Here is a 12,527-nt window from a genome sequence, read left to right as displayed (position 1 = left end):
TCATTTCTGCGATTTGCCGGTCAAGGCGTCTGCACGCGGGCCGAGCTGTTCATCTTGTGACGGATCAGTTGGATCACGCCCGGCAGGATCGAGACCACGATGATGCCGATGATCAGGTAGTGCAGATTGCTCTGTACCGCCGGCAGGTTGCCGAAGAAGTAACCGCCGTAGGTGAACAGGGTCACCCATAGAATCGCCCCGACCACGTTGTAGGCGGCGAAGTGGGCATAGTTCATTCGGCCCATGCCGGCGACGAAGGGCGCGAAGGTGCGCACGATGGGCACGAAGCGGGCGAGGATGATGGTCTTGCCGCCATGCCGGGCATAGAAGTTCTGGGTGAGTTCCAGGTGGCTGCGGCGAAAGATCTTCGAATCCGGGTTGCTGAACAGCTTCTGGCCCATGAAGCGGCCGATGGTGTAGTTCAGTGCGTCACCGAGAATGGCCGCAGTGATCAGCAACAGTACCAGCAGGTGCACGTTCATGGTGCCGTGCACGGCTATGGCGCCGGCCACGAACAGCAACGAGTCGCCTGGCAGGAACGGGGTGACCACCAGGCCGGTTTCGCAAAACACGATCAGAAACAGGATCGCGTAGATCCAGGTGCCGTACTGGGCGGTGAGGGCCGCCAGGTGCTGGTCGATATGCAGAATGAAATCGATAACCAGGTGAATGAATTCCATCGAGGGCTCCAACGGTGTGCGCAGTCCGACATTCAGGAGCGGGCTGCTTGGCTGCGGCATTATGCCCGCCTCTGCAGGCAAAGGCGCCTGCTACATGGGGTCAGGCAGGCGTTTGAGCCGCTCGACGGGCAAGCGTTCCGTGCAATACCCGCGAAGCGATGAAAAGGTCTCGATGGGACTGGCGCAGGGCTCAGCGACGCGGCTTCTCGGGAATCTGCAATTCAGTGGTCTGTGCCTGCTTGGCCGGTAGTACCTGTGGCTGCTGGCCGGAGGCATCCTGCAGGGCACGTTGCCTGGCGTTGGTGGCCATTTTTTCCGACCAGGCGAACTGCAAGTCGCGGTATTGCGCAGGCACGACCGCGCTGTTCAAACGCGCTTGCTCCTGCCAGAACTCGGCATCACCGCGCCACCAGGGATCTTCACCCGGCGCAGTTGGCTCGACCACTGCCGGTTCGTGCACCGACACCTGCGGCACCACCTCGAAGGTTTCCGGCTCCACCGGCGGCGAGCCGAGGCGCAGCAGGGCGAACAGATGAGCGCCGCCATAGGCCAGGGCGGCTCCGACGGCAATTGCCGCCGCGCCGCGCAAGAGCTCGCGGTACGGGGCATGAGGCTTATCGACTGAAACCTTCATCATCCATCCCTAGAAGAAAAAGAACCGATACGAGCAGGGCGCAAGCGTCCATGATTGATAGCCAATCAGGCGACGCCGACGGGCTGTTCCCAAGCCGCCATATTAGCGCAGAACCATTACTTGCCCTTGATGATGCGCTGAATGGTACCGGTATCCTTGTTCAGCAACACATAGTCGGTACCGATCTTCACCCACTGCTCGTGTTCCTTGTCTTCGGGCTGCGGAAGATTGTGCTTTTTCAGGTCGTTGATGGCGTAATCCTTGCGCCAGTATTTGTGCGGCGCCGGGGTGCCTTCCTTGAGGTCGCCGATATGCATCGGATCCTTGGCCTGGGGGTCTTTCTGGTCGGGCTTCTGCTGCAATACCTGATCCTGATAGACCTCGCGGGACGGCTCCTGCTTGGCCGGGTCGGCCGCATGGGCAAGGCCGGCGACCAGCAGAGTGCCGAGCAGAACGCTGAGGGTAGACGTGGTGTTCATGGGTGACTCTCCTTAATCCGGGGGCATGACTATGGACAGGAGCGGCCGCAGAACACTCAACCTAAATTTCTGCACGCGTCGGCCGCAGAGCATTGGCGACGCCTGGCATTACGGATGGCCATCGCGTGAGTATGCGGTCGCCGAGCGGGGGGTATTTTTCCCTGAACCTTCACTGCGCCAGCACGCCTATTGTTCACGTCCCGCCACTCGAGTCAGTCATGCCTGTTTCCGTTTTTCTCGCCATGGTCTTCGGCTGCGTCGGTGCGGTGCTGATCGGTATTGGCCTGTCCCGGCGTCTTGCCAGCCGTGACTGGCGACAGGCCCAGGGGCGGATCATCGCCAGCGAGCACGGGCTCAATACCTCGAGTCGCTACCCGCGTTTCGAATGGCGTGACGAGCACGGCGACCTGCACGTGCACCAGAGCAGCATGAGCAGCTGGCGCCATTACCGCAAAGGCGATGCGGTCGCGGTTCGCTACGACCCTACCTTTCCCAAGCGAGCGGTGATCGACACCGCCGTGCAGCGTGGCGCCTCGTTCTTCTGGTTGGGGGTATTGCTGTGCGGCGTCTCCAGCCTGTTCCTGGTGGTCGAGCTGCTGCTCGAATAGTCGGTCAGCCACCCGCCAGAGACTGTCCGTCGAGGTCAATGCAACGGAGGCACGCCCGGCAGACCGAAACGAGCGACCGTGTGTCCGTTGCTGCGCCGCGGTGACGGGCAGCACAGCATAAAGCCGCGGTCGGTACTAAGATGGTCAGGACAGTGGTTCGCCGATATCGGCCTATTTGCAGCCGCGTATTGAACTCGTGGTTGCCAGCGTAGTTCTCAATGACCGTCAAGAACGAACAATACCAGCCAGGAGGGCTGAAGGATGGGATGGGAAGACCAGGAATGGTGGCGCGAAGAGCGCCGCAAACAGGGCCATGGTGCGTCTTGGGAGAATTTCAAACCCAAACCCGATAGCGAGGGCGCGATACCTGCGGCAGACAACGTCATCAGAATTCGCCGCCCACGCCGCCTGCGCGCCGCCTCCACACAGCCACAGCAGGTTTTCGACGCACCTGGAGGTTCTGGCATCAGCCGGCTGCTGTATATCGTGAGTGCAATCATCTGCAGCTTGCTGATCGCGCTGGGCTACCTGATCTTTTAAACCCCAGCCCAACGGATGATCGAGGCAAGCCATTGACTGCACCCGCCACAGTCGCTTGGGCGGCGCCACTCCCGCCTTTGAAAGCGCCTGGATGTGAGGCCGGGAAATGGCTATTGGAACGGGGCTCGTCCACCCTGCGCCCGATCATTTCCCCACTGCCCTGACACATTCGACCTTCGCGTGCTCCTTGGTCAAGATGCGCACACTTTGTAGTCACCGGCGCAAACAAAAAAGGGCTTACCTTTCGGTAAACCCTTGTTTTGTTTGGTGGCTACGCAGGGACTTGAACCCCGGACCCCGGCATTATGAATCCGATACGAAGCGTTCCGCTGAGCCAGAAAGCCCCATAATCCGCGCTCTGTGGCATTTGCCTAGCCATACTAAGCCAGTTTCCGGCACACAATTCGACCAACGTAGTCACCCAACCTATTTACGAAATTCCAGCTACCAGCTAGCCTGAAAATGATGGCTATTTGCCAATCGTAGCGGATAGAGGGTTAGGATGACCGAAAGCAGCTCCGTTCCTGCTTGCTACTGTATCTCAGTCGCATTAGCGGGTTTCGCTTCCCAAACGGTACTCCCAAGCATTATTTCGCTTCGCAGTGAGTTGAAGTCTCTCTCCTGCGAAGCGCAATGCTATTCGTCTCTTAGAAAAATTTAACTAAGGAATAGTTATGAGAGTACTTGCCCTACTTAATTCAGACAAAGTGTTTAAACTAAAAGCCATTGAAGAGCATTTTGCAGAGTATCAAATAATCCTTGATATAATTATCTATAAAGCTGGACAGGAAGAATTTTGTATTCAGCGAGAAGAGATTTTTGCTGCTATCGGGAAATCCGAGATTCTGGTTTTTTTCGCCTCTGACAAGATAAATGATTGTTTAAAACAAGCCTTAGTCGAAGCAAACCGACTAGGTAGAAAAATAATCTGCATTCAAGAAGATGAAGGTGACGTCCTTGCAGACGGATTTACCAAGTTTGGCGACGGTCTTGTTCATCAAGTATCTGAGGTGCTGGATCAAATACTGGCCACACCTTTCACTGATGGATGGACAAATGTTGACTCTTCCATAAAAGAGGATGGTCCTTTTGCGCGCCATAAGTGCGGTAATAAAAAATGAGACTATTTTCCTATATTGTTTCCCGTGATTTCGGTTTTGCACCTAATCCATTTCATGGGATTTGCACCTTGGCTGCATGTAAGCCGCAAATTCGAAAGCATGCGATGGTCGGTGACTATGTAGTAGGCCTCACTCCCAAGCCAGATGGGAATAGAATCTGCTATGTCATGGAAGTTGCGGAGAAAATATCATTTGATGAATATTGGAACGATCCCCGCTTTCAGGTTAAAAAACCAGTCTTCAATATGAGTGATAAATATAAAGCAGGCGATAATATATATTTTAGAAAGCATGATGGAACGTGGCATCAGCAAAAATCCCATCATACGAATGAAGACGGTAGTCCAATTCAGGCCAACATTGATACTGATACGGTATCTACCGATCAAGTATTGATTGCGTCTAATTTCTCCTATTGGGGCGTAGGCGCAATACCTTTGCCTGAAAAGTTTGGCGCACTAAGAGTGCTCCGATCTCATCGGAATGACTTTGATCGAAAATTTGTAGATGACTTTATCTTATGGTTTCGCCATCAAGAAAAAGGAGTCCTTGGTCAGCCTGAAAAGTGGCAGCACAAGAGGACATTTCAATGAGTGGATTTCAATTCATTACAGTCTACGAAGGTAAGATATCTGATACAGATCGTTTAAGTGATAAGCCATGGCATTTATTATCATTCGGCCTCTATGGGGAGGTTGGAAGTATTTTATCTGTTTCAAAAAAAGCATATAGAGAAAACGCTGCATTCGATCAAGACAAGTCCCTTGTAGAAGAGCTAGGAGATGCTCTTTGGTATTTCTCAAGGCTATGTAATCGTCGAGACACCTCCGTCGCCAAGGTTCTTGAGGTGATTTACAAGGATAGTTCTCGCTACGCTATTAGTACCAGTATAAAAAATCACCCAATAGGATTTGTACCAGTCCAAACTAAGCTCGATTTAATTGAGTCAAGCAGGGTTCTCGGCTATAAAGCTTCAGCTTTCTTAGTGTCTGATGTTAATCAGATATCATCAGACCTTCTGGAAGATTTTCTAAAGGCATATATCGATGTTGTGTCGTCCTCAGGCGTTAGCTTTAAAGATGTCATAGATAATAATTTAGAAAAATCCTTAGGCCGATTTTTACCGCCCGCTCTCGGCGAGCTTCCCGATTTTGACAAGGGTGAAGACCAAGATGAGCAACTGCCACGTGAATTTATTATTGAGGTAAGTCAGCGTTCCAATGGCAAAACATACATGAAAAAAGGAGACGTCTTTATAGGTGATCCTCTGACGGATAATATTGAGGTTGAGGACGGTTATAGATTTCATGATGTTTTTCACATGGCGTATGCTGTGATTTTACACTGGTCTCCTGTTTTTAGGGCGCTCTTAAAGAATAAGCGGAAGAGCAATCCAGAAAAGGATGAATCACAGGATGGTGGAAGAGCTATAGTAATTGAAGAAGGACTAAGTGCGTGGATTTTTTCTATTGCAAAAGAAAAAGATTATTTTGAAACTCAGTCTGAGTTATCTTTTGACATTCTCAAGAATGTGAAGCAGTTTGTCCAGGGGTATGAAGTAGATGTCTGCCCTTATGCGTTATTTGAGAAAGCAATCCTAGATGGGTACAAAGTGTTCCGTGAGTTGAAAATTAATGGCCGGGGATATATAATTGGATCTAGAGAAAAAAGATCTCTTGAATACAGTTTAGAGAATCCACGCGATGCAACCTAAAGAATTTGTGCGGCGGCTATCCGAAATTAGAACGGTAAACAGCTTCAATCCATATTCTGAAATATGCGCTACTCATGACCTTCGAGGCGCCGATAAGCTTAGAAGGGCCTTATTGCTTGATGTTTTAAAAAAAGCATCGGTGGAAGGGGTAGATGCAATCTGGATTGGCCGTGACTTAGGGTATAGGGGTGGGCGCCGCACTGGGCTGGCATTGACAGACGAATTTCATGCTGAGGCATATGCAAAACGCTGGAGTCTTTCTGCAATTAAAACAACTAAAGGAGAGCCCTTTAAAGAAAGAACAGCAACAGTTATATGGGATGTTTTGAACTGCATACACGACAATGTTTTTTTGTGGAATGTCTTCCCTCTGCACCCTCATGAAGAAGGGCTACCTTTCACCAATAGATCGCATAATTCCCAGGAACGTAATCTTGGTGAGGCTGTACTTGGCGAGCTTATTAGCATGATAAAACCCCGGCGCCTTATCGCTGTAGGTAATGATGCTGTAGGTTCTATAGCTAGGGTTGCTGCTGGAATACCTGGAGTTAAAGTGAGACATCCAAGTTACGGTGGTCAGACAGAGTTCACAAATAAAATATCTGAACTGTATGGTGTTAGAGTCCCTTCGCTACAAGGAGAGCTGTTTTAGTCGATATTATATTCAAGAATCATTGAGCCATAACTATGCTAAGTTTTGAAAAGTCAAAATATGGCTTCCCACCGTAGAGAAGGGTAACCCATTCAGTAGGCATAAGGCTTGGGGCAAATATTATAGTAGCCAAAGTCATATATCCAATAAAGAACGGCAGTGAGCGTAGTATGCTGATAGTTCTACGTGCATCTTTTTCAACGAAGGCATAGTACTCGTTACCCGATTGCTTTCTTAGTGCTATGATTCTTTTCAGAGTTTCCATCTTTCCTTTCTGGTTTACTTGGTGCCCAGCAAAAATAAATATCATACTAACTGTTGCCCAAAACTGCGGTGCGTTAGTACCTAATGACGCTATTGCAAATGTAAAGGCAAAGTATCCAACACTATCGTTCAGGTATCGTTCCCATTCTTTAACCTCCCGCTGAATGTTGCGATAGTCCTCTACAGGATCTGGTTTTATTTGACCGCCCATCTCACTACTCCTTGTGCAGATCTGTTCGGGCAAACCAGCGCCTAGCAGCTTCTTCAGTGATCGCTATCCCGCGTATTGACCGTTCAAGTTTCGATTGGCCTCGTCGAAGCTTGGGCTTGTCTGCCCATTCTCTGGTGCCACTTCACCTGTTATTAGCCACCATCGGTACGTCGGGAATACTCGCCCAAGAATTTCAATTTCTTCAGCGCCCACGCGCGCGCGCCCGCGCTTGATGTTTTGCCAGCGGACGTAATCCGTTCCACCGGCCTCCGCTAGCTCTTTCAGACTGGCTAGGTCGATCAATTGAAGGCTTCTATCGACTATCTGCTCTGCCATTAACAAATGCCATTGATGTTCTATGTACATTTTTAATTGAAGGTGTAACATGTACATATGCATTTGGTGCATGTTCACTTTCGGTGAAACTGGATTATAGGGGCTTTGCATGGAACAGTCTGGAATAGTGGGGTTCGACACACAGGGAAACCCGGAACGCGTCAACGACCTGCGTGATGCGCCGTTTTGCTCAAAGCACGTGTTCGCCAAGCTGCTGGGTATTGACGTGATTACCGAGGATGTCGTACGCGGCTGGATCGAATCCGGCACCGTCCCGACCGCCAAGATTGGCCGCCACCGCGTCATCAACCTGCACCGTATCCGCCGTGATATGGAACGGGGCAAAACCGTGTTCTGTGCGGGGGATTATGGGCAGGGCTCCGAGGGCGACTCGCCGACGGCGGAAATCACCTGTGGGACAGGCAACCAGGTAGTCACGGCGGCGATGGGGACGGGCAGTGCCATCGAGTCGACCGTCACCGACGTGCAGCGGGGCAGGCTTTGAAGCGCTACCTGTTCGTCGCTGCGCTAGCGTTCGCCGGGGGCTACCTGTGGGGCGCCATCGATGGCCTCAGCCTCGGGCTGCGCAGCTCGCTGGGAGAAAGGCCCGGCGTTATCTCGCTACGCGATTGAGCACAGGCCAGGTCGATCGGTGGCCGTACCGGGAGGTTTGCGAGCACTGCTGGTCTTGCGAGATATCCGCGGTATCTGGCGTGCTGGCGGACGTACCCCAGCCGGGTGGTTTGTTTCGGATGCATGATGGCATCGACGATGCCTTTCCGTTCAGGATTGAAACAGCGAATTCATGCAGCGTTCATTGTTCGTTAATAAAACCTTAATATTTGATTTCATTGATTTTATTCCGGTTCTTAGAGGAACCGCCGGCGGTTTCCCACCCACCCATGGCACATCGTCAAGATGACTTTCATGGTGCTTATGACCACGCCTGCCTATCGATCGCTGATCGACCATTTCTGTACCCTGGCTTTGATTCCCAACCCGGCAAGCCTCTATGAGCGCACTGCTATCGAGGTCAATGGTGTCGATTTCACCTTGTGCCACAGGCAGAGCCAGGGCATGGGCACAGTGCTGCTCTATGCCGACCTCGGGCAGTTGCCTTCGCGTGAGGCGGCAGCGGCTGCCCTGCGGCTGCTGGAGATGAATTTTCATCTGTTCGGTGAACCGCTCAGTCCAGTCTTCACGCTCAATCCGCAAAGCCGGCATATAAACCTGGCGGCGGCGTTGCTGCTCGAGCGATTGAGTGCCGAGCGTCTGCTCACCTTGCTGGGAGAACTGGCCGATATGGCCAAAGCCTGGCGCAGAGACTTTTTCCTCGACGCCGATCAGCCCGTGTGCCGGCCAGGTGGTCGGCCGACCTCGCGCAAAGCGCTGACAGCTCGTACTAGCGAGCAATGACCCTGGAAAAAGGATCGCCTCATGCAGCCAACGCCCAGCACCATCAGCCGTTCGCACGGTTCCCTTTCCTCCACCGCCACGGTCGACGCGCCAAGCCAGCGTTCGCAGGCAATGCGTTCCCAGGCGCGCGCCTCTTGCCGGGCGCCCTTGAGTGCGCAGCAACAGGCGCAGGTTGTGCAGCCTTCGCCAACGAGCCTGGTGCGGCTGTTCGAGAGCCAGCATCCAGGGCTCGAGGCCGTGCGCGCCGAAGCTCGCCAAATGATCCTCGCGCAGAAGCCGCTGAACTATTCACGGCCCATCGGCCAGCAGCAGCGGGCGGCACACCGGCTCGCGCAGAACCCGCTGGAAATCAACAAAAGGCGCATGATCCTGGAGGGGCGTGTGCTGCAGATGGATCCTCGGCTCAGTTACGAGCGCATGAGGGCCTTGCTCAATGACGGTCAGCCAGGCCAACTCGATAGTGGCATTCCCTATGGCGACACGTTCGCGCGGCTGTTGGCGGACATCGATCAGCGCTTCAGCCAGCCCATGCCTGCTGGAATGCGTGTGTCCGGCGAACGCCTGCAGGTGCTGCTCGACAATGCGTTGCCGCGTATCGCCAGGCATCTCGATGGACAGGCAGCCCTCTATGGCGAGGTGCTGGCCGACTGCGAACTGAGCGATGAGGAGCGCCAGCAGGTACAGGTCGGTTTCGACGCCTTCCAGGCGCTGGCCGGACGCTGGTCGACGGGTATCAAGGAGCGGATCCTCGACAAGTGCCAGGCGCTGGCCGATGCCTGCCTGGTGGCCGCCCGTGGCGAGTGGCAGGCAACCCAGGGCCTGCCGCCAGGCCCCATGCGCGCTCAGCAGGTCGAACGGGCACAGGCCGAGGTCGAGCGATGGACGCAGGTAAAGACGCAGTTCGATGAGGCCAGCGCCGGGCTACAGCGCAGCGCCCTGCAGGACAGTCTCGACAACATGGGGCTGGACAGGCACCTGCACGAACTGGCCGAGCAGGGCAGTGGCCTGTTTACCAGTGCACGGGTTTTTCTCGCCGCCAGTATCCCTCAGGGATTGTCTGCCACGTTGCTGTTCGTGTTGGCGCGAGCTTACGTCGATCCCGAATTGTCGGTACTGGATCTGGCCGGGCAGGCCGCTTCCAGTGGCGCTGCCGTCGGTGCCGTGCACGAGACGCTGGACAACTTCGTCAAGCCCTCGGCCAGGGAGGTGCTGGCGTCTTTGGGGGCACCCGAGTTGCGCAAGGTGGCTGCCGCCGAAGTGATCCCCAATACGCCTCTGGCCACGACCGACGGAGGTCGCTATCGCGCGTTCACCGATGACGAGCTGCAGGCCTCGATGAACGACGTGGAGCGCGCACGCAAAGGGTTCATCAACGCCCAGCAGGACTATCACAACGGCACGCTAAAAGGCGACGGCATTACGTTCGGTAGCCAGGCCGGCGCGCAGATGGTGCGTCGCTTGATCGAGCTGACCACCTCGATCAATGCGTCCGGCATCGCTGCGCGGGCGGCGTCGTCGTTCGCCGGTGGGGCGGTGATGTCGGGTGGCCAGGCGCTGGGCCAGCAGCACAAGCGGTTCGAATATCAGGGGCGGAGCCTGCCGACCCATGTTCCGCAGGCGCCTCCCGCCGAGAGCCTGGGTACTCGGCTGGGCACGCTCTGGGGCAAGGCCTTGACGTCCGTTGACCCCCGGCAGAGCAATTCGCGTGAGGCGTATACGAGCAAGGTCTACAGCGCCAGCGAGGGGATGTCCGTCTATCACGGGATGGGCGTCCTGGTGGCCAGGGTTGGCGCCGGTACCGTAGCGGCCAAGGCCGGTTCCGTGCTGTTGACTGGTGTTCAGGCGCTCGGCCTGCTGGCGCCTTTCTATGCCAACAAGCAGTCGCGGGACGAAGCCGAACTCGACGACACGACACGCTTTGCCAGCGCCATGCAGAATATCCGCGACCCTGATCGCGAAGTGCTGCCCCATGGCACCCGCCCCAATACGTTGGCCCGCCGGTTCGAGAACGGCTACAACCGATTCCGAGGCCTGGAGCAGGCGCTGCCGCAAGCCGGCGTGGAACTCACCGAGGGATTGACGCGTGAGGGCGTCAAGGCCGCCTCCAGGCTGGGCGGCAGCCTTGCCGGAGCGAGCTTGCGGCATACCCCGGTCGTGCCGCGCGGCGCAGCGCCGGTAGACGTAGAGAGGGGCGAGGGATGAGCCCTATGCTTTCATCTCTCGGGCTGCAGCGCATCCTAGGTCATGGCGATATCAAGATGACCATGCGCTACTCACATCTGGCGCCTGATCACTTCGCCACCGCCTTGACCCTTTCTCCACTTGGGTTACTGAACCAGAATGAGGGGCAATCCGCTATAATGATCGCTGGCGAAACGAATGAGGCAATCCTATGACAGGTGTATCTCTGCAAGCCAAGAAGGCCTACTGCGCTAAGGCCCGCCGGTCGAACTACGCGGCCAGCCTGCGCCTTGAAGGGTTCAACACGACCCAGGCCGATGCGGAGCGTCAGCTCCCGACTCGTGAGGCTGCTTTGAACGCTGCGCGGTCTAGTCAGGCCTGATGCTCGACAACTACGGCGTCGGGCAGGATCCTTACTGCTACCCAGGCACCGATGTTTTACGTAATCGTCTAGGCCTGACTGACGATAGCGCTCTCCATGAGGCTGAGCGCAGCCTCTCTGAAATCGCAGCCAGCCAGCTGGACTTCGACCTTCCTCCCTACGATCTTGCCTACCTGCAGCGTATACACCGGCATCTGTTCGGCGACGTTTACGATTGGGCGGGTGAATTGCGCACGGTCGATATCTCGAAGGGTGGAACGCATTTCTGCAACGTGACCCGCATCGAGGCTGAATCCACCAAGCTGTTCAAGCGAGTAGCTTCAACTGGCTGGTTCGAGGAGATGGCTCGCCCGGATCTGGTCGTTGCGGCTGCAGAACTGTACGGCGATCTGAACATCATCCACCCGTTTCGCGAGGGCAATGGCCGGGCTCAGCGGATTCTGTTCGAGCACCTGATCATCAACGCGGGCTATCAGGTCGACTGGTGGGGCGTAGGTGAGGCTGAGTGGATTCAGGCAAATATCGATGCTGTGGTTTGCGACTATCGCGCAATGACCGCCATTTTCGAGCGCTGCATCGGTGAACTCATCGCCTGATGTGGGTGGGACAAGAAAGGGACAGTTTGGGGACACCCCAGAAACAAAAAAGGGCTTAGCTTTCGCTAAACCCTTGTTTTGTTTGGTGGCTACGCAGGGACTTGAACCCCGGACCCCAGCATTATGAATGCTATGCTCTAACCAGCTGAGCTACGTAGCCGAGTGGCGCGCATTATTCGCGTGCAGCGCTTTTCTGTCAAGCATCGTTTTCAATAAATTTATGCACTTTCAACTGCTTAGCCCACTGCAGGTGCAGATATCGTGCTTCCCGCTGGGCTGAGCTGCGACGCCATGCACGGGCAGGGCGCTGACGAGCCTGGGCGGCAATGAAAAACGCCGCGCAGGAGCGCGGCGTTCTGCTTCGCCAGCAAGGTCTAGATGTGATCTCTCAGTAGGTTGTTCATCCGGGGCATTCCCGGAATTCTGGAAGTGCGACCAACCAAGCACTCCAGGAGCCCCGGATGAACCTACATAAACATGCCCGTCTTACACCTCGAGGTCGAGCCCTTCTTATCCAACGTATCGAGCAAGGCTTGCGTGTCGAAGATGCTGCGCAGGCGGCGGGCGTAAGCGTTCGAACCGCCTACAAATGGCTCAGACGTTTTCGGGAGGAAGGTGAGGCGGGTCTGCAAGATCGTTCATCGCGACCCAGACACTGCCCACACGCCACTTCAGACGCTTTGCGTGAGCGTCTTGTCGAACAGCGCCGGGCA

The 12,527-nt window shown here is 55.1% G+C and carries 16 protein-coding genes, 1 tRNA gene and 1 pseudogene; 12 read left to right on the top strand and 6 right to left on the bottom strand.

The genetic code is table 11. The features are described from left to right. Positions 1-20 precede the first annotated feature (20 nt). The 3 genes from BLR94_RS26220 to BLR94_RS26210 all read right to left on the bottom strand — a co-directional run bounded on the left by BLR94_RS26220 (position 21) and on the right by BLR94_RS26210 (position 1,793). Positions 21-680, bottom strand: coding sequence for a DedA family protein (locus BLR94_RS26220; RefSeq protein ID WP_084308851.1), 660 nt, complete (start codon positions 678-680; stop codon positions 21-23). A gap of 190 nt (positions 681-870) precedes the next feature. After that, positions 871-1,314: a hypothetical protein gene (locus tag BLR94_RS26215; RefSeq protein WP_084308850.1), complete on the bottom strand. Its 444-nt coding sequence runs from the start codon at positions 1,312-1,314 to the stop codon at positions 871-873. A 116-nt stretch (positions 1,315-1,430) separates the two neighbouring features. Continuing rightward, positions 1,431-1,793: an RcnB family protein gene (locus BLR94_RS26210; protein ID WP_084308849.1), complete on the bottom strand. Its 363-nt coding sequence runs from the start codon at positions 1,791-1,793 to the stop codon at positions 1,431-1,433. Positions 1,794-2,011: 218 nt separating this feature from the next. Between BLR94_RS26210 and BLR94_RS26205 the strand changes: the two genes are divergently transcribed. The 6 genes from BLR94_RS26205 to BLR94_RS26185 all read left to right on the top strand — a co-directional run bounded on the left by BLR94_RS26205 (position 2,012) and on the right by BLR94_RS26185 (position 6,428). Then, the gene (locus BLR94_RS26205; RefSeq protein ID WP_167359814.1) at positions 2,012-2,401 is read left to right on the top strand and encodes a DUF3592 domain-containing protein; all 390 of its coding nucleotides are present in this window, start codon (positions 2,012-2,014) and stop codon (positions 2,399-2,401) included. Positions 2,402-2,662: 261 nt separating this feature from the next. Then, complete coding sequence (locus tag BLR94_RS26200; RefSeq protein ID WP_084308847.1) at positions 2,663-2,941, top strand: hypothetical protein; 279 nt, start codon at positions 2,663-2,665, stop codon at positions 2,939-2,941. 674 nt (positions 2,942-3,615) lie between these two features. Beyond that, positions 3,616-4,062, top strand: a complete 447-nt coding sequence (locus tag BLR94_RS26195) for a hypothetical protein (protein ID WP_084308846.1) — start codon at positions 3,616-3,618, stop codon at positions 4,060-4,062. Then, the gene (locus BLR94_RS27405) at positions 4,059-4,655 is read left to right on the top strand and encodes an Nmad2 family putative nucleotide modification protein (RefSeq protein WP_139207519.1); all 597 of its coding nucleotides are present in this window, start codon (positions 4,059-4,061) and stop codon (positions 4,653-4,655) included. The genes BLR94_RS26195 and BLR94_RS27405 overlap by 4 nt, the downstream gene beginning before the upstream one ends. After that, positions 4,652-5,776 (top strand): hypothetical protein, encoded by a 1,125-nt coding sequence (locus tag BLR94_RS27400; protein WP_139207518.1) that lies wholly within the window; start codon positions 4,652-4,654, stop codon positions 5,774-5,776. Before BLR94_RS27405 ends, BLR94_RS27400 begins: the two co-directional genes overlap by 4 nt. Next, the gene (locus BLR94_RS26185) at positions 5,766-6,428 is read left to right on the top strand and encodes a uracil-DNA glycosylase (protein ID WP_084308844.1); all 663 of its coding nucleotides are present in this window, start codon (positions 5,766-5,768) and stop codon (positions 6,426-6,428) included. The genes BLR94_RS27400 and BLR94_RS26185 overlap by 11 nt, the downstream gene beginning before the upstream one ends. Positions 6,429-6,447: 19 nt before the next feature. Here the strand turns inward: BLR94_RS26185 and BLR94_RS27395 are convergent, their stop codons facing one another. Together BLR94_RS27395 and BLR94_RS26180 are read right to left on the bottom strand one after the other, a co-directional pair. Further along, complete coding sequence (locus tag BLR94_RS27395) at positions 6,448-6,903, bottom strand: hypothetical protein (protein WP_139207517.1); 456 nt, start codon at positions 6,901-6,903, stop codon at positions 6,448-6,450. 63 nt (positions 6,904-6,966) lie between these two features. Further along, on the bottom strand, positions 6,967-7,350 hold the full coding sequence (locus BLR94_RS26180; RefSeq protein WP_244158269.1) for a DNA-binding protein: 384 nt from the start codon (positions 7,348-7,350) through the stop codon (positions 6,967-6,969). On the opposite strand from BLR94_RS26180, the pseudogene BLR94_RS26175 reads away from it, so the two are divergent. From BLR94_RS26175 to BLR94_RS26150, 5 genes and pseudogenes are all read left to right on the top strand, one after another. After that, positions 7,349-7,609: pseudogene (locus tag BLR94_RS26175) on the top strand (DNA-binding protein); the annotation flags it as partial. The gene BLR94_RS26180 and the pseudogene BLR94_RS26175 sit on opposite strands and share 2 nt — an antisense overlap. Positions 7,610-8,166: 557 nt before the next feature. Next, complete coding sequence (locus BLR94_RS26170; protein WP_167359813.1) at positions 8,167-8,655, top strand: CesT family type III secretion system chaperone; 489 nt, start codon at positions 8,167-8,169, stop codon at positions 8,653-8,655. A 21-nt stretch (positions 8,656-8,676) separates the two neighbouring features. Beyond that, a complete protein-coding gene (locus BLR94_RS26165; protein WP_084308842.1) occupies positions 8,677-10,857 on the top strand; it encodes a hypothetical protein in 2,181 nt (726 codons plus the stop codon). Positions 10,858-11,047: 190 nt separating this feature from the next. Next, positions 11,048-11,218 carry a YhfG family protein gene (locus tag BLR94_RS28110; RefSeq protein ID WP_090423776.1) on the top strand — a complete coding sequence of 57 codons (171 nt, stop codon included), beginning with the start codon at positions 11,048-11,050 and terminating at the stop codon, positions 11,216-11,218. After that, positions 11,218-11,814 (top strand): putative adenosine monophosphate-protein transferase Fic, encoded by a 597-nt coding sequence (locus BLR94_RS26150; RefSeq protein ID WP_084308840.1) that lies wholly within the window; start codon positions 11,218-11,220, stop codon positions 11,812-11,814. Before BLR94_RS28110 ends, BLR94_RS26150 begins: the two co-directional genes overlap by 1 nt. Before the next feature lie 83 nt (positions 11,815-11,897). Here the strand turns inward: BLR94_RS26150 and BLR94_RS26145 are convergent. Then, a tRNA-Met gene (locus BLR94_RS26145) sits at positions 11,898-11,974 on the bottom strand. A 301-nt stretch (positions 11,975-12,275) separates the two neighbouring features. On the opposite strand from BLR94_RS26145, the gene BLR94_RS26140 reads away from it, so the two are divergent. After that, on the top strand, positions 12,276-12,527 hold a 252-nt coding region (locus BLR94_RS26140; protein ID WP_139207516.1), incomplete at its 3' end, for a leucine zipper domain-containing protein.

The sequence above is a fragment of the Phytopseudomonas flavescens genome, assembly GCF_900100535.1.
Classification (GTDB): Bacteria; Pseudomonadota; Gammaproteobacteria; order Pseudomonadales; family Pseudomonadaceae; genus Aquipseudomonas; species Aquipseudomonas flavescens.
The sequence above is the reverse complement of the archived record's forward strand: the minus strand, read 5'-3'. Positions and strand labels throughout refer to the sequence as shown.